Origin of the sequence: Micromonospora sp. NPDC047527, from assembly GCF_040643015.1 — a bacterium.
Taxonomy (GTDB): domain Bacteria; phylum Actinomycetota; class Actinomycetes; order Mycobacteriales; family Micromonosporaceae; genus Micromonospora.
The window spans coordinates 896,416-920,660 of the sequence record NZ_JBEYTK010000001.1 but is presented as its reverse complement, the minus strand read 5'-3'; the positions used below and the strand labels follow the sequence as shown (position 1 = coordinate 920,660).

The window sequence follows — 24,245 nt, the reverse complement described above, 5'->3', positions numbered from 1 at the left end:
CTCAGACCGCCTTCAGCTTGCTCTGCCCGGCGCTGGCCGAGAGGGCGGGTGTGCTGCCGTTGGTGGCGCCGCTGAGGGTGTCGAGCGCCACACCGACGTTGCCGACGAGCAGCTTTCCGGCGGCGCCGGTCGCCGAGACGACGCTCTTGCACTGCATGGTGGAGTTGCTGTCGGTGATCGTGCAGCCGGTCACCGACTTCCCCGTGATGCCGTCGAGTCGGGTCACCTCGGCATCGGCCACGATCAGCTTCGCCTGCCCGGCCGGGGAGACCTTCCCCTGGGTGGGGCAGTGCACGTCACTCGACGTGGTGAGCACGAATGCCATGTCGTTCTCCTCAGTGGACGTTCATCGCGTTGCTGACCTGGACGTCGACGTCGTCGGCGGCGATGTTGACGGTGCCGCCGCTGATGTTCACCGCACCGTTGCCCGCGTCCAGGTCGATCCGCTTGGCGGTGATGGTGATCGAGCCGTCCTGCTTCATGACGATCGACGACCCACCGGCGGCGTGCTCGATGGTTATGCTGTCGGCCACCCCGGCGCGTGCCGGGCGCTGACCCCGACCGTGCAGCTGATCCCGGCCCACCCGTACCGTCAGCTCCCCCAACTCGATGACCCGGTTGCCGTCGCCGTCGGTGAGGTCGTGCGTCACCTTGCCGGCGTGGTCGGCGGGCACCACCGTGTCGCCGATGGACGAGCGGCTGTTGGTGGCGACCCCGACCGGCAGTGACAACCACCAGTCCCCCGGCTCGGACACCGGGGCGTGCCCGGTGGGCCAGAGCGCGCCCACCTCCACCGGGTCGTCCGGAGCGCCGTTGCGGTAGGCCAGCGCCACCCGCGTCCCCGGGTAGCGGGGCAGGATCAGCCCGCATCCACCCCACGCGAACGGGGTCAGGTAGGTCACCCCGGGCAACGGCGCGGGCTGCTCCCGGCGTACCGGCAGCCGGCGAGCGCCGTTGGGTCGGCCGTCCGGGCGGGCCAGCCCTTCCCACACCGTCTCGGTCTGGGCCGGCGGCTCGACCGCGCCGCTGGCGTTGGTGGCCGCCGCCCGGACCTCGCCGATCTCCAGGCCACGCGTCTCGCCCCGGGCCGCGCGGACGGCACGGCGCACGGCCTCGGCGGCGGCCACCCCGGGCGAGGACGCCGGGCCGGCCGGCTCGGTGGCGCCCACGCCGGAGGCGTCACTCCAGCTGTCCCAGGCCTGCGCGGGCGAGGCGACCTCCACGCCCTGCACGACAGTGACGAACCCGGCGGTACGCGACAGCGTGTGCCGGGCCGCGCTGAGGTAGAGCAGCTTCGCCCCGGCCCCCAACTCCCCGGTCGACGGGGCGAACGGGGCGGCGAACGAGCCGAGCAGCGCCGCGCCGACGCTGCCCAGCGTGGTGGCCTCGTCCACGGCCGGCGGGTCGAAGAGCACCACGTCACCGGGTTTCAGATCGGGGCGGCCCTTGAGGGTCAGCGTCCACGCCCGACGGCGCGGCGGCGCGGTCCCACCCGCCTCGGTGGCCGCGTACGGGTCGGTGTCCTGGCCGCCGCTCTCGGTGCACTCCAGCAGGCCGGTGGCGAGGGTGAGCGGCTTCGGCTCCCCCTCCGGGTACGGGATCGGCCGCTTGCCGACGTGCACGGTGCCGTCGCGGATCAGCAGCATCCCCCGCCCGTACGCGTTGAGCGACTGCTGCAACGCGCCCCCGAGCCGGTCCAACGCGGCACGGTAGAGCAGACCGGCGCCGAAGGCGACCCGCTCGTCACCGGCCGCCTCACTGGCACCCCGGGTCATCGTGCCGTCCGGGTTGGCGCCCCAGGTGGAGATGTCCACCCGGGTCCGCTCGGCGATGGTCCGGACGGCCGCGGTGAAGTTCGCCGCCTCGAACCGTTCGGCGACCCGCTGCCCGAGTCGGGCGTACGCCTGCTCGACGAGGGTCAGCTCGGTGTCGTAGGTCCGCTGGCCGGTGAGCCGGCGTACCTTAGTCACCCGCAGCACGGCGACAAGCGCCTGCGTCAGCTCGGCCGGCGACGGGCCGGCGTTGACGCCGACCAGGTTGGTGAAGAACGCGCCGACGGAGGTGTTGGCGTCCCGCCAGTACAGGTGCAGTTTCGCCACCAGCGGCGGCTGCCCCTCGGCGGTGCGCAGCGCGGCGAAGTGTTCGTCGATCAGCCCCTGCACGGTAATCGTGTACGCGCCGGGGCCGAGCCCGTCGGGCAGCGCGGCGTCGATGGCCGCGTAGTAGTCCGCGCTGGAGAGGGTGAGCGCGGTGTCAGGGCTGAGGCCGGTCGGGGTTTCCCGGTGGAAGGTCAGGGTCCAGCCGGCGTCGTTGCCCACCGCGCCCTGGCGCACCTGACCGGTCTGGAACGGCGTGAGCGTCATCGCAGAACCCTCCGCAGCTTCTTGTCGAGCAGGTAGCGGTAGCGCAGCTTGCCGGGGCCCAGCTCGGATTCGACGCGCTGCGCGGGTGGGCGGCGACGCCAGACGAACTCGTTGATCGGGGGCGGCCCGAACTGGTCCACCGCCCGGTCGGCCCGACGCCACGCCAGCGTCAGCGACGAGCCGTAGTCGCCGGAGCCGCGTACCGTCCCGGCGTGCAGCAGCCAGCCGAGCACCACCACCTCGACGGCGACCGGGGCGGACCCGGCGGTGTCAGCGGGCGTGCCGGCGTCGGGGCAGACCCGGCGCAGGCCGGCGGCGAGCGGCACCGAGCCGAGGATCCGGGTGCCCTGGCGGACGACCAGGCGCAGCGGCACCCGGCCGACCAGCGCCGGCGCCCGAGGTGTGGCCGGCGGTGCGGGCCGGGGCGCCAGGTCGTCGGCGGAGCTGGTGACCACCGCCAGGGGGTCGGTGTCGAGCCACTGCCGGGCCAGGCCGGTGGGCAGGATCAGCACCGCGTGCACGCCCGCGCCGAGTTCGACGCGGTGCGGCAGGCCGGCGGTGAGGCTCTGCCGGACCTCGGTGAACCCGTCGGGCACCTCGATGGGGGTCTCCGGCAGCAGGTAGCGGTCGATCGGGAACGGTGGCATCAGTTGCCCAACCCGTCGGCGAGCGCGCCGACTCCGATGCTGGCCACGTCGAGCAGCTTGCCGAGCAGGCTGGGACGGGGCACGTGGACGAGGGTGATGGTGGTGTCCAGGACGTCCCGGCGGGCGGCCGAGGCGTTGAAGGTCAGCGACTGCACCTGCATGTCGGTGCGGATGGTCATCGACGTGACGAGGATCAGCCCGCCGAACTTCCCACCGGAGTACGCGGCAAGCGCGGTGCCGCGTTTGCTCGCCTCGGCCATCGTCTCCAGCGCGAACTTCCAGGCGTAGCGTTCCGCGCCGACGAGCACCCCGGTCAGCGTGATGGTGTCGTCGTGGGTGGCCACGATCGCCTTGTGCGCGGTGGAGCCGATCGGCGGCAGGTGGTACGTCTGCGCGAGGGAGATCGCGGTGACCGCCCACAGTGGGATCGGCAGCACCCCGTCACTGATGATCGCCGACGGCACCGTGCCGTACCGCATGAAGCTGCTGGTGATGGCCATGCTCAGCGCCCTCCGGTCGGTGGCAGCGGCACCGGCGTACCGGTGGGTTCGACGGCCAGGCCCAGGTCGCGCAGCGCCTGGGTGATCTCGCGGACCTCGCCGGCTGCGCTGGTGACCCGCAGCCGCAGCCGGCGCTCCGCCATTGCCGCGCTGATCCGCGCGGGCCGGGTGGACGCGGAGCCGCGCCGGTTGATCCGGTCGATCTCGGTGGCGGCGTCCTCCATCCGGGAGATCGCGTCGAGGATCCGCGGGTCCGGGGTGAAGCCGGGGTCGTCGCGTTGCAGCCGCGTGATGGCGTCGCGGAAGTCGGCGGCGTCGCGGCGCAGGTTGGTGGCCAGGTTCTCGGTGAGCGCGCTGACTCCGCTGACGCTGGCGGCCCGGTGCGACTTGTCGTCGATCAGCCACACCCAGCCGTCGTGGCCGATGCCGACGAGGTCGGTGCCGGCGACCTTGACGTTGGCGTCCGGCCCCTTGAGGAACAGCTCGATGCTGCTCAGCGAGAACGCCGCGCTGTACTCGCCGAGCACGCCCCGGCCGTAGGTGACCATGTCGTGGCGCAGGTAGGCGCGGAAGCCGGGGCCGTCGTCGGCGCGTCCGCCCCGGTCCCGGAAGCGTTGCCACAGGGTGGCCAGGGCCTCCGGGTTGTGCGCCGCGAGCTGCTGGGTAAGCCACGCGTCGCCACCGGCCACCACCGCCCGCAGGTCCGGGTCGGCGATCCGCGCCAGGATCTCGGCGAGGCGGGCCTCGCTCATCTGCAGGCCGCGCGAGCGGGCCCGACCGAGGTCGTCGACGGCGGTACGCAGCCGGGCCAACTCGTCGGGGGTGAGCCGGCCGCCGAGCCGGGTCTCCAGGTCCGCGACGGCGGCCCGCTTGCCGCTCTCGGATTCGGCGGCCACCGCCCGCCACAGCGCCTGCGGCTCCAGCTCGGCGGCGCGGCGCAGCGCGGCCTGCCGGTCCGCCGGCATGGCACGGAACGCGTCACCGACCACGGCGGCCGGCTCGGCGTGCCGGCCGCCCGCGCCGCCGCCGGCCTCGAACTCCCGCAGCAACGACTCGGCGTACGCGGCGGCGTCGTCGGCCAGCCGCAGCGGTGCGTCCCCGACGATGCCGTCGCGGGGTCGGCTCAGCTCGCGCATCTCGGTGCTGAGCTGGTCGAAGTACTCGCCGAGGGTCTCCACCCGGACCCCCTCGGGCAGGGTGCCGCCGTCGAGCACGTGGTCGAGGATCGCGGCGATGTTCTCCCGCAGCACGGCGATCCGCTCCAGCCGGCTCACCGCGTTGCCCAGGTGCAGGTCGCCGACATCGTCGACGATGCGGCGGATGAGGTGCTCCAGCAGCCGGCGAGAACGCACCTCGCCGGCCTCGCTGTGCCCGGCCACCGTTCGCATGAACCGGCGCAACCGCGGGTTGGCGTCGGCGGCGGCGTGCACCGCCGCGGCGTCCAGGAAGCGGCCGGCGCGGAACCGGCGGGGCGGGGTCACGGCCGCACCACCGGGACGCGCGGACCGGCGGCGGCGGGTTGGGAGTCGAGCACCATGAGGATGAACCGGGCGCCCTCCGGGCCGCCGACCGCGCTGCGCAGCATCGCCTCCCGCTCCACGTACGCCAGCACCGGCTCCATCAGCTTCTGCACGACGCGTTCCAGCACCTCGTTGAGCAGGATCTCGGTGATGAACGCCTGCAGCAGGTCCCGGGAGGCCGCCTCGATGACCTGGCGGGCGACCCGGCGCGCCACGTACCGGCCACCGGCCCGCAGCCCGGCGCGCAGCCCGTACCGCAGGGCGACCCGGCCACCGCGCACGACCGCGCCGCCGATGGTGCCGACCTCCGGGATCAGGGACAGTCCCAGCCCGAGGTACGCGGCGAAGAGTTCCACCTCCACCTCGGCGCGGGTCAGCACCAGCTCCGGGTCTATCAACGCCCCGTAGAGCCGCTCGCGCCGGTGGGCGTGGATCACGTCGCCCACGGCGACGGCCACCCCGACGACGAAACCCAGCGGTGGGCAGAGCACCGACAGGGCGATGATGCCGACGGTCAGCGCGAACGTCGACAGCGCCTGCCGGCCGAGTTCACCGCTGAACAGGTCATCGACGCCGAGGGTGTAGTAACTGCTGCCGCCGAAGAACTCGCCGAGCTGCTGGTGGGTGACGAGGTGGATGCCCTGCAGTGCGTACCGGCCGCCGGGGATGGTGGCCGACGGGATGTGTTCGCTGATCCGGCTGGACCGGAACGCGAACCCGGCGTCTTCCCGGGCGCGGTCGAGCATCTCGGCGTTGTTGCGCCGCATGTCCTGCAGCACCCGCCACAGCTCGTCGCGGATGGCGCTGCGGTCACCGGCGAAGCGGGCCAGCACGTCGGGCAGGTCGGCGATCTGCTTGACCAGCGGGTCGATGCCCTCGGCCTCGCCGCGCTGGATGACCATCGCCTGTTCGATGTCGGCGACGGTCCAGAGCACGCCGTGGGAGTCCCGGATGCGGGTCACCCCGTCCCGCTCGACGATCTCGCCGGCCGCCCCGGCGCTGGTGAAGGCGGCCTCGGCGGCGAGGAACGCGCCGGCGAGCGAGTGCGCCGCGCCGTACCAGGCCGTGGAGGGGTTCACCAGGCTGGCTGTGGCGAGTGCCTCTCCCCCGGTGCTGGTGTAGGTCAGGAGGGTCCGGGCCGCCTCGTGCCGACGCAGCCGGTCCCGCAGTCCCTGCAACTCGACGTAGTCGGTGAGCTGGGAGACGATCAGCCGCTCGAAGATCGGCGCGTACGCCGGGAAGTTGGTGATCCGAGCCTGGATGCCCTGCCGGGAGGTGAGCAGCAACTGCACCAGCATGGCCTTGTTGCCGATCACGAAGATCGTCCCGACGGCGTCCTTCACGGCCGGGGTGAACCTGTGCAGGAAGTGCAGGTTCCAGGCGGCCGGGTGCTCGAACGAGGCGCTGCGGATCCGGGCCCAGTGCTCCGGCTTGCGATAGACGGCCATGATCCGCTGGGCGAGGTGGTCCAGCCGGGGAACCACCCCGGCGAGGTGACGCAGGAACTGGATGGCGGGCGAGGCGACCGGCCGGAAGTCCAGCGGCCCGAGCCGACCGGTGCCCTCCGGAACGGGCCGACTGAACGCCTCCCGTTCCGCCGTGCCAACGAGTACGCCGATCGCGGCGGCCCGGGCGCGCAGCACCGCGGCGGCCTGTAGGCAGAAGGTCGCCGGGTAGCGGCACGGTTGGTTCATCTGCAGGCGGAACGCGATGTCGTCCATCAGGCGACGCAGATCGTCGGCGTCCGCGCCCAACGCGTCCAGGTCGGGTTCGCCGTTGAGCGACCCGCACGCCGGGATCTCCGCCCGTTCGCCGGTGACCAGCGGAAACCGGCTCGCCCCGGCGCCGGGTGGCGCGCTCGGGACGCTCGGGTCGAAGACGAACCCGCCCCGTGGCGTACCGCCGGCTCCGGCACCGGACCCTCCCCCGGCGTCCGTACCATCGCCCGTACCGTCGCCCGCCCCGGTGCCACCGCCTCCGTCACCCGTGCCACCGCCGCCATCAGAGCCAGTGCCGCCGCCCGCCCCGGTGCTGGTGCCGCCACCGGGTGGCGCGTTGGGGTCGACCGGCGTCGTGGGGTGCTGCTCGACGCTGATCGGCAGCAGGTTGGCCCGCCCGGTCCAGTGCAGCGTCGCATCGGTGGCCTCGGTGCCGACCAGCAGCAGCGACGTGCCACCCACCTGGACGATGATCAGGCTGGTCGGTGTCGCACCGCCCAGCGAACCGAGGATCCCTTCGACGCGCCGGTTCACCTCCGCCTCGACGGCCCGCTCGATCTGCGCCGCGTACTCCTCGGCGGTGGTGGTCTCACCACGCGGCTGCGCGGTGCGCAAACGGGTCCGGATGTCGGCGCCGATCTCCTCGTCCACCATGGCCACCAGCGCGGCCCGGTCGGCGACGGGTCGACGGTCCACCGTGCCCGGCTGCGGGCTGGGCGTACGCGCCTCGATCTCGAAGTGCGGTTGCGGGGTGGCCCGGAAGACCGTCTCGCCGAACCGGTCGAAGGTGAGGTACGACAGCGGCGTGGTGGTGACCATGACCAGCCACACCTGCCGTCCCTCCGGGCTGGTGACCCGGGCGATGATGCCGTGTGGGGTGCCCGACGGCAAGCCACCGTGCTGTCGGACCGCCTCGCGGGCCAGTTCGGCGAAGTGACCGACCAGGTCGGCGACCGGGCGCAGATGCCAGTCGTAGCGCATCGGCGGCGGCTCGTCGCCGTCGACCGGCACCTCGGCGGCGTCGCCACCGTCGTCGTAGGACGGCACCCGGTAGACGGCCAGCAGGTGGCGCATCCGCTGCGGGTCGAACAGCTCGGCCGGTGGCCGGCTCAGCGGCGCGGCCACCCCGGCCGGCAGCCCCGGGTCCAGCCGCGCGGCGGCCACCACCTCGTCGATGCGCTGGCGCAGCCGGGCCTCGAAGGCACGCCGGTCGTCCGGGGACACCCGCTCACGGCCCGCGCCGGTCCAGCGGAACTCCGGCGCGCTGGGGCGTACCTCCAGGTAGCCGCCGCGTGGCGCGACCACCTCGCGGCGGGAGCGTTCCAGGGCGCGGGCCAGGGCCGCGCCGAGCGCGCCGGTCACCGCCTCCGGCCGCTCGGTCACCGAGCGGGCGTCCAGCCGGATCCGCACCGGCACGTGCACCGAGATGGCCACCGTCAGGCCCACCCGTCCAGGTGCTCGGCGAACCGGGCCAGCGCGAGGTCGGCGAGGGCGTCGGCGTCGACCGCGCCGCCGGCCGCGACCACCTCGATCTCCACCGGGAAGTGGTACGCGATGACCGCGCGGTCGTCCTCGGCCACCTGCTCGGCCTCGGCCTCGCTGCCGGCCGCCGGCAGCACCAGCTCACCCGCGTGCACCAGGGCCAGCCCGGTACGGGTGACCCGGGCGGCACGGCCAGCACCGGTCGCCATCTGCTACCTCCGGTTCGTCGTCGGCGGGCTGTCGTTGGCGGCTGCGGTCGGCGGGTTACGGCAGCACGGACTGGTCGCCGGTCTTCGGGTCGACCGTCGCGGCCAGGCTGAAGCCGCTGAAGGTCGCCGCCGGTGCGCCGGAGATGGTGGCCGTGGTCGGTGTCGCACTGGTGATCAGGCAGTCCTGCAACACGAAGGACGAGAACGCCCAGTCGTCGCCGGTGTGCTCCAGCAGCGCGATGTCGAACAGCTCGCCGTCGAGGGCCAGTTTGGTGAGCCGGCCGGCGACGTCCCCGATCGCCTTGACGGTCATCGTGAAGTTCATCGACACCGGCGCGTGGATGACGCCCAGGTGGGTCACCTCGCACGAGTGCAGCGCCTCGACGTTGAGCGAGAAGGACGGGCTGAACGAGTCGATCGGGCTGATCAGCACCGTCTCGGTGCCCTTGGTGTACTGCACCGCGAGGCGGGTCTTCCACTCCATGGTCTGGTTCCTCCGGGTCAGAACTTGGCCACGAGCGTGACCAGCAGGCGGCTCACGGCCGGGCCGTACGTGACGGTGACGACCAGGTCGACCGTGCGGTCGGCCCGGGCGGCGGTGACGATCGAGGTGTCGGTGGCGGTGCGGGCGACCTCGGGGATGCTGAGGATCTCCAGCACCGGGATCTCGATCCGGTAGTCGTCGATCACCGCCTGTCGCTTCAGCGGGCCGAGGATGCCGTCCACCTGGGTCTTCAGCAGGGTCATGCCCGGCTTGGTGATCCGGGCGTCGCCGACCAGGCCGATCAGGCCGGCGCGGAGCATGAACTCGATCTGGTCCAGGGTGCGGACCAGGTCGACGTGCAGCAGGCTCGCGTCGGTGGTGAAGAGCCTCCCGTCGGCGAAGTGCAGGCTCTCCCCGGTGATCAGGGTCGGGTCGATGATCGGCGTGAGGTTCGCCTCGGACAGACCCTTGATCTCGGCCGGGCTGTACTGCTTGGCCACCGAGATGGCCACCCCGCGAATCTTCTTCAGCACGATGCTGTGGTGCACCGGCAGCCCGGCCACGGCGGCCATCGCGGCGGTGGCCGCGTCGCCGTCCGCGCCCCGAGCCGCGATCATCAGCATCCGGCTGGTGCTGCTCTTGAGCGGGTTCGCGGCGGCGGTGATGTCGGCGACGTAGGTGGGCACCTTCTCGGTGGCCGGGTTGACCATGGCGAAGCCGATCCGCCGCTGGCCGGCCGCGGACATCGTCTCCACGTGTGCCTTGAGGGCGTGCAGACCGGTCGGTGCGCCCGCCCCCGCCGGGTTGCCGACGCTCGTCTCGTTGGCCAGCGACACCATTGTCACGTCGTCGGCGGCCTCCAGGGCGCCGAGCGCGGCGGCGTAGTCGTCGCCGGCGACCTTGACCCCGTACACCTTGGCCGGGCGCGGGTCCTGTAGGAACGCCAGTTCGAGGGAGTTGTAGAGGGCGTTGCGGACTACGTTGCCGGCCTGCCGGCGGGCGAAGTTGGTGACCGCGTCGTCGAGGGTCTCGATCCGGACCGGCGTGTTCGCCGGCGCCGAGCCGCCGTCGGCGGTGGACGGCGCCTTGCCGACCACGGCGATGACGCCCGGTGAGCGCTGGGCCAGCGGCGCCGGTGGTGGCACGATCCGGACCTCGATGAACGGGAATGCTGCTGTCGGTGCCACGGGTCCTCCCGGACGGAGTTTCTGCTGTGGTCGGTGGGCGACTCCCGGCCGCTGCGGGCTGCCAGCGGCCGGGAGTCTCAGGTCGTCACGGCGGCGAGCCCGATGCCGCTGCGGGCGAGCCACTGGCCGGCCCGCGCGAACCGGGCGGCCCGTTTCTGCGCGTCGGTGCCGGTGTCGCCGCCGGGCCAGCCGTCGTCGTCGAACGTCTCGATGGGCACCACCCAGACGGCGACCACCCGGTGTCGGCGCCGGACGTCGTCCGGCGCCGGCACGTCCAGCCCCAACTCCTCCGCGCGGGCCCGCACGAGCCGCGTCTCGACGAGCAGGTCGGCCAGGGAGAAGCCGCGGTCGCGGATCAGCACGGCGGCGGCGAACGGCAGCGGACGCGGGGTGGGTGGTGCCGCTGGCGGGGCCGCGTAGCGCAGCTTCACGGTGGCGCCGGCGACCTGCCCGCGCATCCTGGCCACCAGGTCACCGGCGGTCGCGGCCCCCACGCCGGCGAGCAGCCGGTCCAGGTGCGCGTCGGTGAACGCGGCCGGCTGGTGCAGGCCGGCCCGCAGCCGGGCCACCAGCCGGGTCCGGCGCTCGGTCTCCAGCACCGCCGGGTCGGCCGGCAACGCGCCCAGGTCGGCGACGATCTGCGGGTCGACGTCGAAGGCGGGCACCGCCACGTCGAGGTCCTCCACCCGGTCCCGGGCCGCGCTGGTACGCACCACCAGGCTGCCCCGCCACAGCGCGTCGATGCGCAGCGCCGACCCGCCGAGGCCGTGCAGCCGGACCCGCAGCTCGGTACGGGTGGTGCCGCCGGAGCCCAGCCACTCCCCCTCTGCCAGGGTCACCGGCGCGGCAGCGAAGCCGAGGGTCAGCTCGTCGAACACCGCCGCGTACGGCGGTGCGACAGGCATCGCCTCGGTGTCGTACGCGGCCTCGACCAGGTGGGCCAGCGAGTCGTCGTCGAAGACGGCGGCGCGGGTGCCCGGATCGGCCAGCCGCACCAGCACACCGTCGACGAAGTCCACCGCACCGGCCTCCCCACTGCCCGCGCCTGGGCACGCCGCCCGGCTCGGCACGAGGATCGCGAAGGGGCCGTCACCCGACCGTCACCGCCACCGTCACCGCACCCACCAAAGGCCCGGACTGTCGGGAACTGAGCACCCGCACAGCGACAGCGCCCCGCCCCCAGGCCGCCGAAGCGGCAACCGCGGCCACACCGCGCAGCGCACCCCGACGCAGCGCACGGTCAACGCAGCACACCCCCACGCGGCCCGGTCGGCGCGGCGTGGCCCCCAACGCGGCGCCGGTCGACGTGGCGTGCTCCCAACGCGGCGCCGGTCAGCGCAGCCTGCTCCCAACGCGGCGCCGGTCGACGCAGCCTGCCCCCGACGCGGCTCCGGTCGATGCCTGCCGCGCCAGGTCGGGGTGTCGGCGAGGCGGGGCGCGTCACCGCGAGCGCAGGCCCAGCCAACGCCCGGGCTGCGCGCGCAGCGGCCCGGCCAACGCGTGGGCCCGGCCAACGCACAGGCCCAGCCAACGCACAGGCCGGCCAACGCGCAGGCCCCGCCAACGCGCAGGCCCCGCCAACGCGCAGGCCCCGCCAACGCGCAGGCCCCGCCAACGCGCGGGGTGCCGGTGTCGCTGTTGAGCGTGATGTCACACAGACATCAAGATGTCTGTGTGACATCACGCTCGTACGAGCATGCTCACTCCCGCACCGTTACGCTCCGTAAGATGCCATCCGCACCGAGTGACTCGCGGCTGGCGGAACCCCCCGGCGGCGTCCCGGCTACGTCGGCGACGAAGCGATCCTGTCGGCCGGTCGGCGCCGGACGCCATCGCGGCTCGTGGGAGCGGGACGGCGCGAGGCCCGTGCGCGAGTCCCCCGTTCGCGGCGGCGGCAGCACTCAGGAGGGTGAGGCGTCGTGCAGGACGACGCGCAGCGGGTGCGCGGCGGTGGCGGCCAGGTTGCCCAGCACGGCGAGCAGCAGGGCGTACTGGCCGGCGGGCTCGTCGGCGAGAAGTTGGCCGGCGTCGTCGATCAGCAGGGTGAGCGGGCCGGCGTCCAGCCGGTCGCGCAGCACGTCGGCGAGGGCGTCCCAGGTGCTTCCCAGGTGGGCCGGCAGGGCAAGCGCCTCGGCCAACGCGGCGAAGAGGGCCGGTCGGGTACGGGTCGTCGCGCCGGCCAGCACCGAAGCGCCGGGCACGTCCGGCGTTCCGGCACGGCACACGGTCAGCCACTCGGGCGGCTCGCCACCGCTCGGATCGACCATCACGTACCCCCTGATCTGGCCCGGTCGCCGGTGCCGGCCGGTCGGGACGGCCGGCACCGGCGTTGGTCAGAGCCGGTAGAAGTCGGTGTAGTGGTTGGGCGAGAACCAGGTGACCCCGGTGCTGCGGTTCACCACGATCCGGTACGCGTCCCGGGCAGCGCCCTGGGTGCGCGGGTACACGTCGTACTCGTAGTAGGTAGCGTTGGTGGGCAGTTGACCCTCGTAGTTGTAGAACCGGCCGCCGGCGAAGTTGGATTTGCCGCCGCTCCAGGAATACCAGGCACGGCTAATCGGGAAGCCCTTGGCGGACCATCCGGAGCGGGCGGTGCGGGCGTCCGCGCAGCGGCTGATGGTGCAGGAGTTGTAGACCGCCGCTGACGCGGAGTCGGTCAACCGAGGGGTCACCACGGCCGGGCCGACCAGCGTGGCGGCGACCATGGCGAGGAGCAGGGCGAGGGTGGTGGTACGCCGGCGGATCGCGCCGAGCGTGGCCAGCGGGGACACGAGGGTGGGCACAGGCTGCCTCCAAACCATCCGATCCATCGATCCGTGTCGTTGTCGGATCGGGACCAGTCTCACCGCTGTCGGCCGACGGCAACACCCCTCGACGCCTCAACGGCTCCACAATGCTGGGTGAACCCTTGATGGCGGCCCCGCCGGGTGACGGCGTGGCTACGGGCAAATCGGTCACCGGTTGTTAGCGTGAAATGCGGATCCGTGACCCTGGAGGGGTGCCATGACGGACGCTCCCGACGGGAGGCCGAGGCCCGCGGACCAGTGGCGGCAGCGCGGCATCCGTGGGCTGACCATCACCCGGGACGTGAGTGTCGGCGCGTGGCGCTGGTGGGCGCGAACCTGGGACCGGCTGGTCGCCGCGCTCCAGGACGAGGCGCCTGTCGGGGCCGGGGCCGGCCCGTCGCCGTCCGGCCCGCTCGTCGAGCAGCGCAGCGCGCCCTGGCAGATCGTGGTGCCCGCCCAGGGTTACGTGTACTCCTTCCACATCCGCGCGACGTTCGCCTGGTCGTCGACGGTCAGCCTGCGCTCCGAGGTGTTGAGCTGGTACGCCGACTACTTCATGCCGCAGGCAATCCAGCGGCTGACCCGGCTCGCCGCCGACGCCGCCCGGGAGTTGGCCCCACACCGCGCGGCGGACCTGGAGAAGCACCTGCAGCAGGCGCTCGCCGAGCAGGGCCCCTGGTGCTACCAGCGAGGCGACCTCGAAGTCAGCTGTGCACCGGACGTCGCCGTCCGGCTCGACGAGCAGATCAGACGGGCGATTCAGCCACAGATCAATCGGTTGATCAAACTCGAATGCCGCCTCGAAGAGCACTTGCAGCAGGCACGGTACGCCGAAGAACTCAGCCGCCGGTGGGTCGTGATCCTGGATGAACACCTCGCGGTGGCCGGTGGCGACCCGGACCTGGCCAGCGCGCGCCAGCACATGCTCAGCAGGCAGCGGGATGCCATCCGGTGGATCGACGAACTGCTGGACGAGCGCCGCCGTCCGCAGCGGGGCCAGTTCGAGTCGCCGAACGTCCCACCCCAACAGAATCGCCCCGCCACAGGTGGCGACCTGCGAAGTTGAGGCGGAGCGAGCGGCTCGGCTGTCGGATTTTTGTCATTCTCGACGCCTTGATCGGCATGCAAACATCGAATTGCGAAGGTGCGCGGCTCTCTACGGTGCCACGCCCAAGAAAACAACTCCAGGACGGGTGGGCTAATGCGTAGAACCTGGCTGTTCTTCCGAAGGAGTCCACTTGTCGCCGTACTCACCGCCGGGATCGCGTTCACGCTCGCGGTGCTCGGTCAGGCGTTGGTGGGACAACTGGGTCAGAACGTCGCCGACAAAGCCACCACTCAGACGACGTGGCTCACGATGGTTCTCATCTTCATCCTCATCGTGGCGATCGCCATCCTCGCCTCGCTACGGGGCAGCGTCGAGGAGTTGACACGACGCGCCGGCCTCTCCATCCAGTACTACCCGCTGGATCCCGGCCAGCACTCGCCGGAGCGGGACGAGAAGGCGCGTGCCCTCTACGCGGCCGCGCGGCTGGTCATCGAGTCGGCACACGAGGACGGCGACTCCCGCATCTACGCCGTCAACTCGTTCGTGGAGGTCGGCATCCAGCCGGGCGACGCTCACGTGAAAGATCACAGCCTGCGCTACCTCGAATCACTCAATCGGAAGCTCGGAAAGGTCACGTACCACCGCATCGTGCAGCTTTCGCACATCGACATGGACCGGCTGGAGCGCCACCCCGACGAATCGATCGCGGAACTCGTAGCTGAGAACTACCTGGCGCACTATCGGGAAATCGTCAAAGCCGGCCAGCAGGGCAAGGAAGCCGTGCTGGAGGCGGTGCTCGGCAAGTACCCGACCTGTTTTGTCCTCGTCCAGAACGCCGCCGACGGAAAGTACGGTGGTCGGTTGATCTGGCAGATGCACCAGCACGTCGACGGGAAGGCCCGGGATGACATCGTCGAGCTGACCGGCATCTACATCATCAACGACCCGGACGGCATCTTCATCGGCACCTTCGTGCGATGGTTCAGCGACCTCCGGGCGGCGCAACGGCCACGCCGGCACCTGACCCTGGCAAACCTGAACGGCACCGCACCGATGGAAACCACGGCGACTGCTCCCGTCAGCCCACGGCCGCGCCGGCCCTGGTGGAACCTTCGTCAGAGCCAACGCTGAGGCCGCCACGGACAGACGTCAGCCGCTGCGCCAGACGGCGGCTACCGGAGCCGGCAGGTTGACCGGCAGCTTCTCCTCGGCGAGGGTCTTCGTCCGGTCTTCCTGCATGTCGATACCGCCGGCCCGACTCGACGAATCTATCGCCGTTCGTAGGCGGCCATGAAGACACGAACCGCCTCGTCTGCATAGCGCTGTAGTTGCCGACGGCTGTATGGCTTGCCTCGGCTCCTGAACATGGCCTCGTTCACGGGGACCGACAGAATTAGATAGTTCAAATGCTGAGCGGCGAGCAGTGGGTCGGCCACCTGCAGGAGCCCGCGGCGTGCGAGCTGCTCGATCTGGTCGGCCAGCTTGGCGTGGCCACGCTCGGGGCCGGCATGGTGCCAGGTCCGCGCCAACTCCGGAAAGCGGTTGGCCTCGCCGATGATCATTCGCCGCATCTGGACGAGGTGGGGCTGCGTCACCAGAACGATGTGCTGGCGGGCGAAATCCCGGAGGTCTTTCTCGACGTCGACGCTCGTGGCGAGGCTGCCGACGAGTGACTGCGAACTCTCCTCGGCCTCCTTGATGGCCCCTGTCACGACGGCGATGAACAAGGTCCGCTTGTCAGCAAAGTGTTTGTAGACGGTCACCTTGGACACCACGGCGATGGCGGCGATATCGTCCATGCTGGCGCTCGCGTAGCCGCTCTCTAGAAACACCTCGCGCGCTGCCCCCAAGATGGCGCGCCGCTTCTGGGCGGAACGACCTTCGACCGCGCTCAGCTCCTGCTCGGTCTGCTCTACTCCGCGCATGATCTCTCCCAAACCTCCTCGCACTGTACTGGACAGTACAGGAGCAGCTAGGTACCGTACTGAACTGAACCGTTCAGTACGGTTGCTGCGGGGAGCGAGTGGATGACGATGCCAACGACCAGCAAGACGGTGACGTCCAGGGACGGCACCTCGATCGCCTACGAGCAGTCGGGCAGCGGGCCCGCGGTCATCCTGGTAGACGCCGCCGGGCACTACCGCGGACTCAGCTCGTTCGGTGGGCTGATCGGCCTTCTCTCGGCCAACTTCACCGTCTACCACTACGACCGCCGCGGCCGAGGGGACAGCACAGACACCCAGCCGTACGCCGTCGAGCGCGAGGTCGACGACCTCGCCGCGCTCATCGACGAAGCCGGCGGTTGGGCCTTTCTCTATGGTTTTTCCTCCGGCGGCCTGGTCGCCCTACACGCTGCCGCGAACGGACTCACGATTCCCAAGCTGGCGCTTCTCGAGCCGCCCATCGAGACCACCGAGGACAGGTCGGCACAGGCAGCCTTCACCACCGAACTCGCTGAATTGATAGCGGCGGAACGCCGTACGGCCGCAGTGGAGCACTTCCTGAACAGCGTCGGCGTCCCCGACGAGATCATCGCCGGGATGCGCGAGAGTCAGTCCTGGTCAGCGATGGAGGCGGTCGCGCATACCCTGGTCTACGACTGCATGGTCAGCGAGGCAACCTCGCTCCAACTCCTGGCATCGGTGAGCGTGCCGACCCTCGTCCTGGGCAGCGAGGCGAGCGGTGACGATCTCACCGGAATGGCTGCAACCGTTGCCAAGGCGATGCCCAACAGCTCCCACCGGAGCTTGCCCGGTGGATGGCATGGGATCCCTGACGACGTCCTCGCGCCGGTGTTGACCGAGTTCTTCGAGCACTGAGCGTAGTTGGGGCGCCGTTGCGGCCTGGACCATTCGGTACGGCAACCCCTGTGGCGACCCGCCGGTAATCCAGCCCGCTACCTACGGCTCTCGCATCCAGGTCTTCGGGTCGGTCACGAAGACGCCCTTGCCCTGCTGCCGCCGGATAACCCGCAGCGCCTCCAACCGGGCGTAGGCCATCTGCATTGTCCCGTGGCTGACGCCATAGCGAGTACGCAGCTCAGCGATCGAGGGCAGCTTGTCCCCCGGCTTCAACTTCCTCGACCTGACGTCGGCGATCACATCATCGGCGATGCGCCAGTAATCCGTCCGGGGACGAGGCGCGGTGGATCGCCAGTTTCGTCAATCGCCGGACCAAGCAGCTTATGGCGGAGGAGGGCACCGCTGACCCGTAGTTCAGTCCGCCCGATCCCAGTCTGCCCACCTCTCGCAGCCCAAGCGCCCGGGCCAAGTAGTCCCATGGCCGACCGAAGGCGAATACGTCCTTCACTGGCAGCTCAGCGATCGGCTGCCACACGAACTCGTCAATGACCTCTGGCGGCGACCTCAGCGGAGCCGTGATGGACTTCGAGTGCCACGGGTAGCACTCGAAGATCAGCAGATCGCGGTGGTCGGCGCGCTCGGGTCCTGGAGGCACCGGCGGGTGAACTCAAGGCGCGCCCGGTAGTACAAATTGTCGCCCGCCGCCGTCCGCCTCGACGAGCGGATCCTGCCGGCGCTCCAGCCGCACGTCGACCGGATGGTGAAGTTGGAGTACCAGTTCGACGAGCAGCTCCGCAAGGCGACGTACGCCGAGGAGCTGAGCCGCAGGTGGGTGGAAATCCTGAGCGCCCACGCCGACGACCAGGACATCGCCGACGCCCGCGACGCCACGCTCACCACCCAGAAAGGAGCCGCCCGCTGGATCACCGAACCCCTACGCCGCCACTCCGAGCACCCCACAGACCCGTCCCAGGTCCCACCGCAGCAGAGCCGCCCCAGCCCAGCTCCGCCGCCTGAGTCGCCACCCCGGCCGATCCCGTAAGCCCGACCCAGCCTGAGTGCTGAGTTCCGCCACGATGGGATAGCCAAGCCAGTCGGCCGATCTCGCAGTAACCACGCGGCCGCAAACGGTCACATTTTCGGCAGACCCCGTAGGACGAGCGCTGGACGACCAGAGACGCAGGGCCGGCCGGCGCTCCCCTGGAATCCGGTTCCCATTCCGCCGACCGTCCCTACTGGTAGACAGATCTTGTACAACCGTTCAATCAAGGCTTGCGATTCCTGAGCCGGTCGGATGCACTCACTTTTGTCCACCGCAGATGAAGGAGTCTTGCATGGCGACCTGGGCTGACCTCACCTCCTACATTCGATCGAATTACAAGATTGCCGAAGAGCGGCCGGGCCTGATCAAGCTCGTCTTCGAAACTGGCAACCTGCGCTCCCAGGTAGTGCTGATCTGGCACCTCACGCTCGCCGACGCTGAAGAAGAGTGGGTCCAGATCGAATCGTCCTTTGGTGACCTGGGGTCGGTGAATCTGGCGCGGGCACTACAGGAGATCGGGAACACCGTCTGCGGCGGAATGGCCCTCACCGGCGACCTCGTCACGTTCCGGCACGCGGTGCCCCTGCTGAATCTGAACATCAACGAGTTCGAGCGGCCGCTGGCACTGGTGACGACGACCGCCGACCATCTCGAGCATCTACTCACGGGCGCCGACCGGTACTGAACACCATCCGAGGATCGGTTTGGTCAAACAGGACAGGTCGGTTGGGCTGCCCGACCGACCTGTTCACCGACCCCCACCACCGACTCGATCAAAAGCGGCGGCTGGCGACTCGTCCGACGCCCGATAATCCGATTCTTTCATCGCGCCTCCCAGCGATTGCGGTCCGCAGCACATTCGGCAAAGGTGGCACCAGAGCACGACAACTCCGGCCACTGGGTGACGCCATCGAGGCGACGGCGGCACGGTGCCGACGATCGAACCGGTGTGTGCAACGAGCGCCGGCCAATTACGTCGGGTCTAGCCGCCGAAGCTCAGCGCCTGCCGCAGGTCCGCGTCGAGGCTTTCGTTGTACTGCGGATCGGGTTCAGCCCCGGCAGCGCTGAGGACCGTGCTGAAGAAGCATCTGGCACCGACGGCGAGGATCACGCGGAATATCTCCGTGTCATCAAGACCGTGACTGCGCAGGCCCGCGATGTCGGCCTCGATGACCGAGTTCGCATCGGCCGCGACCTTTCCGGCGAAGTTGACGACTGCGACCTCCTGCGCGGAGAGGCCGGTGCTGCCGTGGTCTGACGCGATGGCGGCGACGGTCGGCGCGTCGAAGAACTTGTCTCGCAGGACCTTTCCGTGCGCCAGTCCGCAGTAGGAGGATTTTAGGGCCCGGGCCGCGGCGAGGGTCGCCAACTCGTAGCGGCGCAACTCCATCTCGGCTTTCACCGCACCGTTTAGCTGCTGCCAGGCCAGGTAGACGGCCGGGCTGTGGGCGAACAACCTGGTGTAGTTGGGCAGGTAGCCCATCGCCTTCGTGTCCGCGTCGAACATCCGCTCAGTGTCCGGCGACTGCTCAGCCTGCTCCAGATGGCTCATCCGGCTCCCCCTCCGCTCGACCGCGAACGGTACGCCGCTGGGACGGCGGACGCTGTCGGAAAGTGGCGCCGCGCGGGCCGACGAGCGTGATCGTCGCTCACCGGCTATCTGAGCACACCCAAGGGTGACCGCACCCCGCTCTCCCCTGCGATAGTCGATGGGCACGCCTGACCACACGATCCGGTCCAGGCCGTTCACCGTACGCGGAGACATCGCGACAGGGCCGGGCGTGATCGATCGAGCCCCGACCCGCACCCGCACCTGACGGGTGAAGCGCGGCATACCCGGGCCGGTGAAACGTGGTCGTGGCCCGAGATATCCAGTGGGCTGCGGCAACCAGCGGCGAGCCGATCTAGCAGACCCCGCAGCGCCATACAGTCCGTCGTCCTCGGCACCTCGGCAAGGGCGACGACCAGCCGCTGCGACGTGGTCAGCCATTCGTTGACAGCGCGAATGAGCGGTCCAGCCCGGTCGCGGTCCGCCGACTTCCGCCCGGCCCACGTAGGCACCCTCGTCGAGCATTGCACCGCTCTCTGCCATGTTCCATGTCAGCTCGGAGCCGCAAGGTGGGTCATCCGCGTAGGCTCGGCGAGAACTGCCCGCGCTGCCGGCGTGTCCGCCAGTCGGGAAGCCAGGGTGGCGACGGCTAGTCGCTCCGGCAGGGCGGCGCTGAACTTGAGACCGGCAAGCGCTTTTTCGGTGACGTCGGGCAGACAGATCCGGTTGACCGCGTCTTCCATTGCCTTACGCACCATGGTGCGGTCCAGTTCTGGCCGCAGTCGAATGGAAGCGTCGTCGTACCGCTGGGTCGGATCGGCGAGTTCACTGAGAGTAGCGATCAGTGTGGCGTTGGCCCGGAAGCCAGCCCAGGTCCACCATCGCACCTCACCGTCGCCGTCTCTGAGGACCACCGTGCCCGCAGGATGGACGATAGCTGTTGCGTCTTCCCGTAGATCAGCGAGCCTGCTCTTTGCTCGGCTGGTTAGAGTGACCGGCGGGTCGGCGCCGAGCAGCACATCACGGATGGCCCGGACCATTCGGTACGACAGCCCCTGCGGCGAGCCACCGGTCATCCAAAGCGCCTTTCCGCCGCCTTCGGCCGGCTCGACGAAGCAGCGTTGGCGTTTCCAGTCGATGTGAGTAACGCGCCAACTTCGGCCGGCAAGCAACAGCAACCGGGGGCCGAGCACCCTCGCCGTCAACAGTGCGGGATCGGTCCGGCCAATCTCGGTGCGACCAGCCAGCACAGTGAACTGCGGTGGCGCGGTGAACACCGCCAACATGTCCATGAAGTGCCGACGTCCGAAGCGCAGCTCCGCTTCCGGCCCGATGAAGAGCATCCCGGAGTCGACATCGAGGTAACCACGGTCGACGAGGTGGCGCACGATCACGTCAGCACTCTTGTCGAAGGGCGCCAGCGCGTTCCACTCTTGCGACCAGAGGTTGTCGCCGACTCGATGCTGTTGCAGCGAGAGCGCCAGCATCTGCTGAGCCACAATGTGCCGCGGTTCGGGCGGAGGTACGACTGCCTCGACCCAACCTTGTGCCCACAAGTTCAGCAGCCCGGCGGCGTGCAGCAGTCCTTCCCCGTCCAATGCGAGAAAAAGGCAGTTGCGGCTGCTGCCGGGGCGCCGACCGGTCCGGCCGATACGCTGCAGAAAGGCCGCGACGGTGCGCGGGGCATTGATCTGGATGACATGGTCAAGGTCGCCTACATCAATGCCGAGTTCCAGCGTGCTGGTGGCGACGATGACGCAGTCGCGTTCCTGCGCGAAGGCATGTTCCGCCCGCCGCCGCTCATCGACCGAGAGCGACGCGTGGGAGAGGAAGGTCGTCACGTTGAGTGCACGCAGTCGTTGGCCTAGATCCTCGACCAATGCACGGGAATCGCAGAACACCAGGCGCTTCTGTCCCTGGTGAAGCGCAGCGATGACCTTGGCCGCATTGTGCACGGACCCGACGTAGTCCAGCTCGACCTCCCCGGCTGGACGCGGCACCGCCGTCGCTGAAGCCACCGGGGGGAGATCGGGGGCCACCACCCGCGCGGACCGCTGGCCACGACCCGAGCCCTGCAGCCACGCCAACAACTCGTCCGGGTTGCCGACGGTGGCCGAGAGCCCAATTCGCTGCACGGGTCGTCCCGCCACCCGGCTGAGCCGTTCCAATACGGCCAGCAAGTGCCAGCCTCGATCATCACCAGCGAACGCGTGGACCTCGTCGACCACGATTGCCTGAAGTTGACCAAAGAAAGCGTCGTGATCGACGGTGGCGCTGACCAACATCGACTCCAGGGACTCCGGCGTGGTCAGCAGGATGTCAGGTCTCTCGCGGAGGATCGCGCGGCGCCTGCCCATCGTCACATCGCCGTGCCAGAGCGCCGCGCGGCGTCCGAGCCACGCCGTATAGCTCTCCAGCCGGGGCAGAAGATTGTTGAGCAACGCCTTCAGCGGGCAGACGTAAAGGATGGAGGTGCCCGACCAGCGCTCCTGCGCCATCCGGGACAGCAGCGGGAAGACCGCCGCCTCGGTCTTTCCACCGGCCGTGGGCGCGAGGAGGAGGGCATCCTCGCCGGCCATCAGTGGCTGCACCGCGGCTTGTTGCAGCGGCCGCAGCGCTGGCCACTGCAGGGAGTTCACAATGTGGTGCAGGACGACCGGATGCAGCAACTCCTCACCCGTCATGACGGTTGCGCGGGTAGGTCCTCGAGCCGCTGTAGGACCTTCTCGCTCAGCGACTTGAAGTCCTGGTAGCACCGTTGCACCAGGGTCTGGGTGCTGCCGAGAGCGCCGTCAGCCGAACGGAGGTCGAACATCGGCTTGCGCGCATCGTGGGCGAGTGGCATCAGACTTTGGTAGTTGCGCAACGTTGCGACTTCGTACGATCCGCTACTGCCTTCCCCTGGCAGGTTCAGAACCGAACTCGCGAAGACAACCGGCACTCGGTCGAGCCAACGCTGATATGCCTTGACCGGCCTGTCGAGCCTCATCTTGGGCTGCATGACCACGTAGCCAAGGGGTGTCATAGTCCCCCGGGGTGCTGAAATGTCCGGTGGGACGTGAGGGAGAACGTTCGTCTGCCATACCCGTCGCCAGTCACGCAATGCAGGCCCCAGATTGCGCAGACCGCGCAGTGAGAAGAGGTCGGCTGCCAGGGGCATCAGTACCGTGTCAGCGGCAAGCAGCGCGGCTCGGTTGATCGCGCCGAGGTTGGGGCCGACATCGACCAGCACGATCTCGGCACGAACCCTGCGTGCAGCATCAGCGATCAGTCGGTGAAATGCCGTGGTCGTCCTAAGAGCCGCAGGATCGCCAATCAGGCTGTTTGGCCATGCCGCCGAAAGCTTGTCCTCGAAGGCACTCAGGTTCAAATCACCGGGCACGAGCCACAGGCCGTCGGTGATGGTGATCGGATCATTGAAGCGAACATCACCCAAACCCTGCATAATCGGCTCGACGGCTGACGCCACCGTGCCCGAGTCACGGTACGCCCGTAGGAGAAGCTTCTGTTGGCCCTCCGCAAGCGGCCAGTTCGACTCGAGCCCTTCTTGCCAGATCTCGCTCAACTCGTCCTCGTCGAGGAACGCCGCGGTCAGGTTCGACTGCGGGTCCAGATCCACAGCGAGCACGCGATGCCCCAGCCGCTGCAGCATGTGCGCAAGGTGGTAGGTCAGGGTCGTCTTGCCGACACCGCCCTTGTTGTTGAACAGCGCGACGGAGATCACGGGGCACTCCCGACAATGACAGTCCAGGACGAGTCGTCGACCACGAACTTGGGCGGCGGGTTACCGTTGCGTGCGAGGGATGCCCGAATTCGTCCGATGCCGCGTCCGAACTGGTTGACATAGCCCAACGACTTCATCGCGGCGGCCAGCGACGGGTTCCGGTAGTCATTGACCCGGTCGAAGTTGTCGGCCCGGACCTGACCGAAGGGCCCACCGGGGTTGGTCACCTCGACCCGGTCGTCGAACCAGGCGACGCGTACCGGCGCGTGCGAGGACTCATAGTTGCGGTGCATCAGAGCGTTCATGCAAGCCTCCCGCAGCGCCTCGATGGGATAATTCGGGCGGGACTCCTCGCGGAACCCGCTCACCTCCACCAGTCGGGTCCGAAGGTGGCCCTTCAAGACGCTCTCAAGACGCTCAGCGACATCGATGAGGTTGATTCTAAGTTCGTGCTCGTCCTGAATGGGACCGCCCACGTCGATGCCTTCGTAACGGACGAACTGGAGGTAGGCGCCGGGAATCCGGTTTGTCGGATCAAGACCGACGAGCAGCAGGCCGAGCACCGTCGGAGAGCCATCCGGATCGGCGAGGCGGAGCGACGCGAGCTGCTGTGCGGGCGGCCGGTGGTTCTCCTCAAGCACAGAGATGTCAACCGCCTGGCGCAGGTACTCGGATCGAAAGAGTTCCAGGTCGAGTTCATCGAGAGCGCCGCCGATGATCGGGCGGACGTCAAACGGGATGTCGTAGGCGCGGCGCCGCTCGGAAAGCACTCGCTCGTCCGTGCTGCTCGCCGTACGGGTGGAGGGGCCCGGCCGAACGTAGACGACGTTGTCGAACCGGACCGGTGGCGTGTGTGAGGCGTTGACTCGTACCCGGATGACCTGCTCACCCTGGTACGACTCGCGGGAGACAACCATCGACGGCCGGTCGAGGATTCGTCCCTCATCTCGGATGTTGGTGAACGTCAGCAGTGCCTCGTCGGAGGTGTCCAGGCCGCTGACCGGCTGGCCCTGTTTGTCGACGCCGATGAGCAGATCGCCACCTCCGAGCCGCGGTAGGTCGTTCGCGAGCGCGCAGATTGCCTTCCTGATCGCGTTGCGGTCCTTCGCCTCCCGCTTGAACTCGAGTACGGCGGTCTCCTGCGTGCCGAGGAGTGTGGCGAGGTCGTTGCTCATGAGCTGATTC

At 69.7% G+C, this 24,245-nt stretch carries 23 protein-coding genes; 5 read left to right on the top strand and 18 right to left on the bottom strand.

All coding sequences use genetic code 11. The annotated features are described in order from the left end of the window. Position 1: 1 nt before the first annotated feature. From ABZ808_RS03850 to ABZ808_RS03795, 12 genes are all read right to left on the bottom strand, one after another. Positions 2–325 carry a hypothetical protein gene (locus ABZ808_RS03850; protein WP_357000488.1) on the bottom strand — a complete coding sequence of 108 codons (324 nt, stop codon included), beginning with the start codon at positions 323–325 and terminating at the stop codon, positions 2–4. Between the two features lie 10 nt (positions 326–335). Then, complete coding sequence (locus ABZ808_RS03845; protein ID WP_357000485.1) at positions 336–2,363, bottom strand: hypothetical protein; 2,028 nt, start codon at positions 2,361–2,363, stop codon at positions 336–338. Next, positions 2,360–3,010: a hypothetical protein gene (locus ABZ808_RS03840; protein ID WP_357000482.1), complete on the bottom strand. Its 651-nt coding sequence runs from the start codon at positions 3,008–3,010 to the stop codon at positions 2,360–2,362. The genes ABZ808_RS03845 and ABZ808_RS03840 overlap by 4 nt, the downstream gene beginning before the upstream one ends. Further along, a complete protein-coding gene (locus ABZ808_RS03835; protein WP_053659787.1) occupies positions 3,010–3,510 on the bottom strand; it encodes a hypothetical protein in 501 nt (166 codons plus the stop codon). Before ABZ808_RS03835 ends, ABZ808_RS03840 begins: the two co-directional genes overlap by 1 nt. A gap of 2 nt (positions 3,511–3,512) precedes the next feature. Then, positions 3,513–4,991, bottom strand: a complete 1,479-nt coding sequence (locus tag ABZ808_RS03830; RefSeq protein ID WP_357000480.1) for a hypothetical protein — start codon at positions 4,989–4,991, stop codon at positions 3,513–3,515. After that, positions 4,988–8,194, bottom strand: a complete 3,207-nt coding sequence (locus ABZ808_RS03825) for a hypothetical protein (RefSeq protein ID WP_357000477.1) — start codon at positions 8,192–8,194, stop codon at positions 4,988–4,990. Before ABZ808_RS03825 ends, ABZ808_RS03830 begins: the two co-directional genes overlap by 4 nt. Beyond that, positions 8,185–8,439: a hypothetical protein gene (locus ABZ808_RS03820; RefSeq protein ID WP_357000474.1), complete on the bottom strand. Its 255-nt coding sequence runs from the start codon at positions 8,437–8,439 to the stop codon at positions 8,185–8,187. The genes ABZ808_RS03825 and ABZ808_RS03820 overlap by 10 nt, the downstream gene beginning before the upstream one ends. Before the next feature lie 55 nt (positions 8,440–8,494). Further along, a complete protein-coding gene (locus tag ABZ808_RS03815) occupies positions 8,495–8,923 on the bottom strand; it encodes a hypothetical protein (RefSeq protein ID WP_053659779.1) in 429 nt (142 codons plus the stop codon). A gap of 17 nt (positions 8,924–8,940) precedes the next feature. Then, the gene (locus ABZ808_RS03810; RefSeq protein WP_357000471.1) at positions 8,941–10,110 is read right to left on the bottom strand and encodes a hypothetical protein; all 1,170 of its coding nucleotides are present in this window, start codon (positions 10,108–10,110) and stop codon (positions 8,941–8,943) included. A 77-nt stretch (positions 10,111–10,187) separates the two neighbouring features. Further along, on the bottom strand, positions 10,188–11,129 hold the full coding sequence (locus ABZ808_RS03805; protein ID WP_357000468.1) for a hypothetical protein: 942 nt from the start codon (positions 11,127–11,129) through the stop codon (positions 10,188–10,190). Between the two features lie 882 nt (positions 11,130–12,011). Then, positions 12,012–12,377: a barstar family protein gene (locus ABZ808_RS03800; protein WP_357000466.1), complete on the bottom strand. Its 366-nt coding sequence runs from the start codon at positions 12,375–12,377 to the stop codon at positions 12,012–12,014. Positions 12,378–12,443: 66 nt separating this feature from the next. Beyond that, complete coding sequence (locus ABZ808_RS03795; protein WP_357000464.1) at positions 12,444–12,893, bottom strand: ribonuclease domain-containing protein; 450 nt, start codon at positions 12,891–12,893, stop codon at positions 12,444–12,446. A gap of 220 nt (positions 12,894–13,113) precedes the next feature. Between ABZ808_RS03795 and ABZ808_RS03790 the strand changes: the two genes are divergently transcribed. Together ABZ808_RS03790 and ABZ808_RS03785 are read left to right on the top strand one after the other, a co-directional pair. Then, positions 13,114–13,962: a hypothetical protein gene (locus tag ABZ808_RS03790; protein WP_357000462.1), complete on the top strand. Its 849-nt coding sequence runs from the start codon at positions 13,114–13,116 to the stop codon at positions 13,960–13,962. 78 nt (positions 13,963–14,040) lie between these two features. After that, a complete protein-coding gene (locus ABZ808_RS03785) occupies positions 14,041–15,075 on the top strand; it encodes a hypothetical protein (RefSeq protein ID WP_357000460.1) in 1,035 nt (344 codons plus the stop codon). 137 nt (positions 15,076–15,212) lie between these two features. Here ABZ808_RS03785 and ABZ808_RS03780 read toward each other — a convergent pair whose 3' ends face one another. Beyond that, the gene (locus ABZ808_RS03780) at positions 15,213–15,869 is read right to left on the bottom strand and encodes a TetR/AcrR family transcriptional regulator (protein ID WP_357000457.1); all 657 of its coding nucleotides are present in this window, start codon (positions 15,867–15,869) and stop codon (positions 15,213–15,215) included. 102 nt (positions 15,870–15,971) lie between these two features. On the opposite strand from ABZ808_RS03780, the gene ABZ808_RS03775 reads away from it, so the two are divergent. Beyond that, a complete protein-coding gene (locus ABZ808_RS03775; RefSeq protein WP_357000455.1) occupies positions 15,972–16,763 on the top strand; it encodes an alpha/beta hydrolase in 792 nt (263 codons plus the stop codon). 81 nt (positions 16,764–16,844) lie between these two features. On the opposite strand, the gene ABZ808_RS03770 is transcribed toward ABZ808_RS03775, so the two are convergent. Then, positions 16,845–17,057 (bottom strand): winged helix-turn-helix domain-containing protein, encoded by a 213-nt coding sequence (locus tag ABZ808_RS03770; RefSeq protein WP_357002734.1) that lies wholly within the window; start codon positions 17,055–17,057, stop codon positions 16,845–16,847. A 379-nt stretch (positions 17,058–17,436) separates the two neighbouring features. On the opposite strand from ABZ808_RS03770, the gene ABZ808_RS03765 reads away from it, so the two are divergent. Continuing rightward, positions 17,437–17,787, top strand: a complete 351-nt coding sequence (locus ABZ808_RS03765) for a hypothetical protein (RefSeq protein ID WP_357000452.1) — start codon at positions 17,437–17,439, stop codon at positions 17,785–17,787. A gap of 292 nt (positions 17,788–18,079) precedes the next feature. Continuing rightward, positions 18,080–18,472, top strand: a complete 393-nt coding sequence (locus tag ABZ808_RS03760; protein ID WP_357000450.1) for a hypothetical protein — start codon at positions 18,080–18,082, stop codon at positions 18,470–18,472. Positions 18,473–18,769: 297 nt separating this feature from the next. Here the strand turns inward: ABZ808_RS03760 and ABZ808_RS03755 are convergent, their stop codons facing one another. The 4 genes from ABZ808_RS03755 to ABZ808_RS03740 all read right to left on the bottom strand — a co-directional run bounded on the left by ABZ808_RS03755 (position 18,770) and on the right by ABZ808_RS03740 (position 24,235). Further along, complete coding sequence (locus ABZ808_RS03755) at positions 18,770–19,339, bottom strand: peroxidase (protein WP_357000448.1); 570 nt, start codon at positions 19,337–19,339, stop codon at positions 18,770–18,772. A 548-nt stretch (positions 19,340–19,887) separates the two neighbouring features. After that, complete coding sequence (locus ABZ808_RS03750) at positions 19,888–22,020, bottom strand: DEAD/DEAH box helicase (RefSeq protein WP_357000445.1); 2,133 nt, start codon at positions 22,018–22,020, stop codon at positions 19,888–19,890. Continuing rightward, positions 22,017–23,060 (bottom strand): AAA family ATPase, encoded by a 1,044-nt coding sequence (locus tag ABZ808_RS03745; protein WP_357000442.1) that lies wholly within the window; start codon positions 23,058–23,060, stop codon positions 22,017–22,019. The genes ABZ808_RS03750 and ABZ808_RS03745 overlap by 4 nt, the downstream gene beginning before the upstream one ends. Next, positions 23,057–24,235, bottom strand: a complete 1,179-nt coding sequence (locus tag ABZ808_RS03740) for an ATP-binding protein (protein ID WP_357000439.1) — start codon at positions 24,233–24,235, stop codon at positions 23,057–23,059. Before ABZ808_RS03740 ends, ABZ808_RS03745 begins: the two co-directional genes overlap by 4 nt. Between the last annotated feature and the right edge of the window lie 10 nt (positions 24,236–24,245).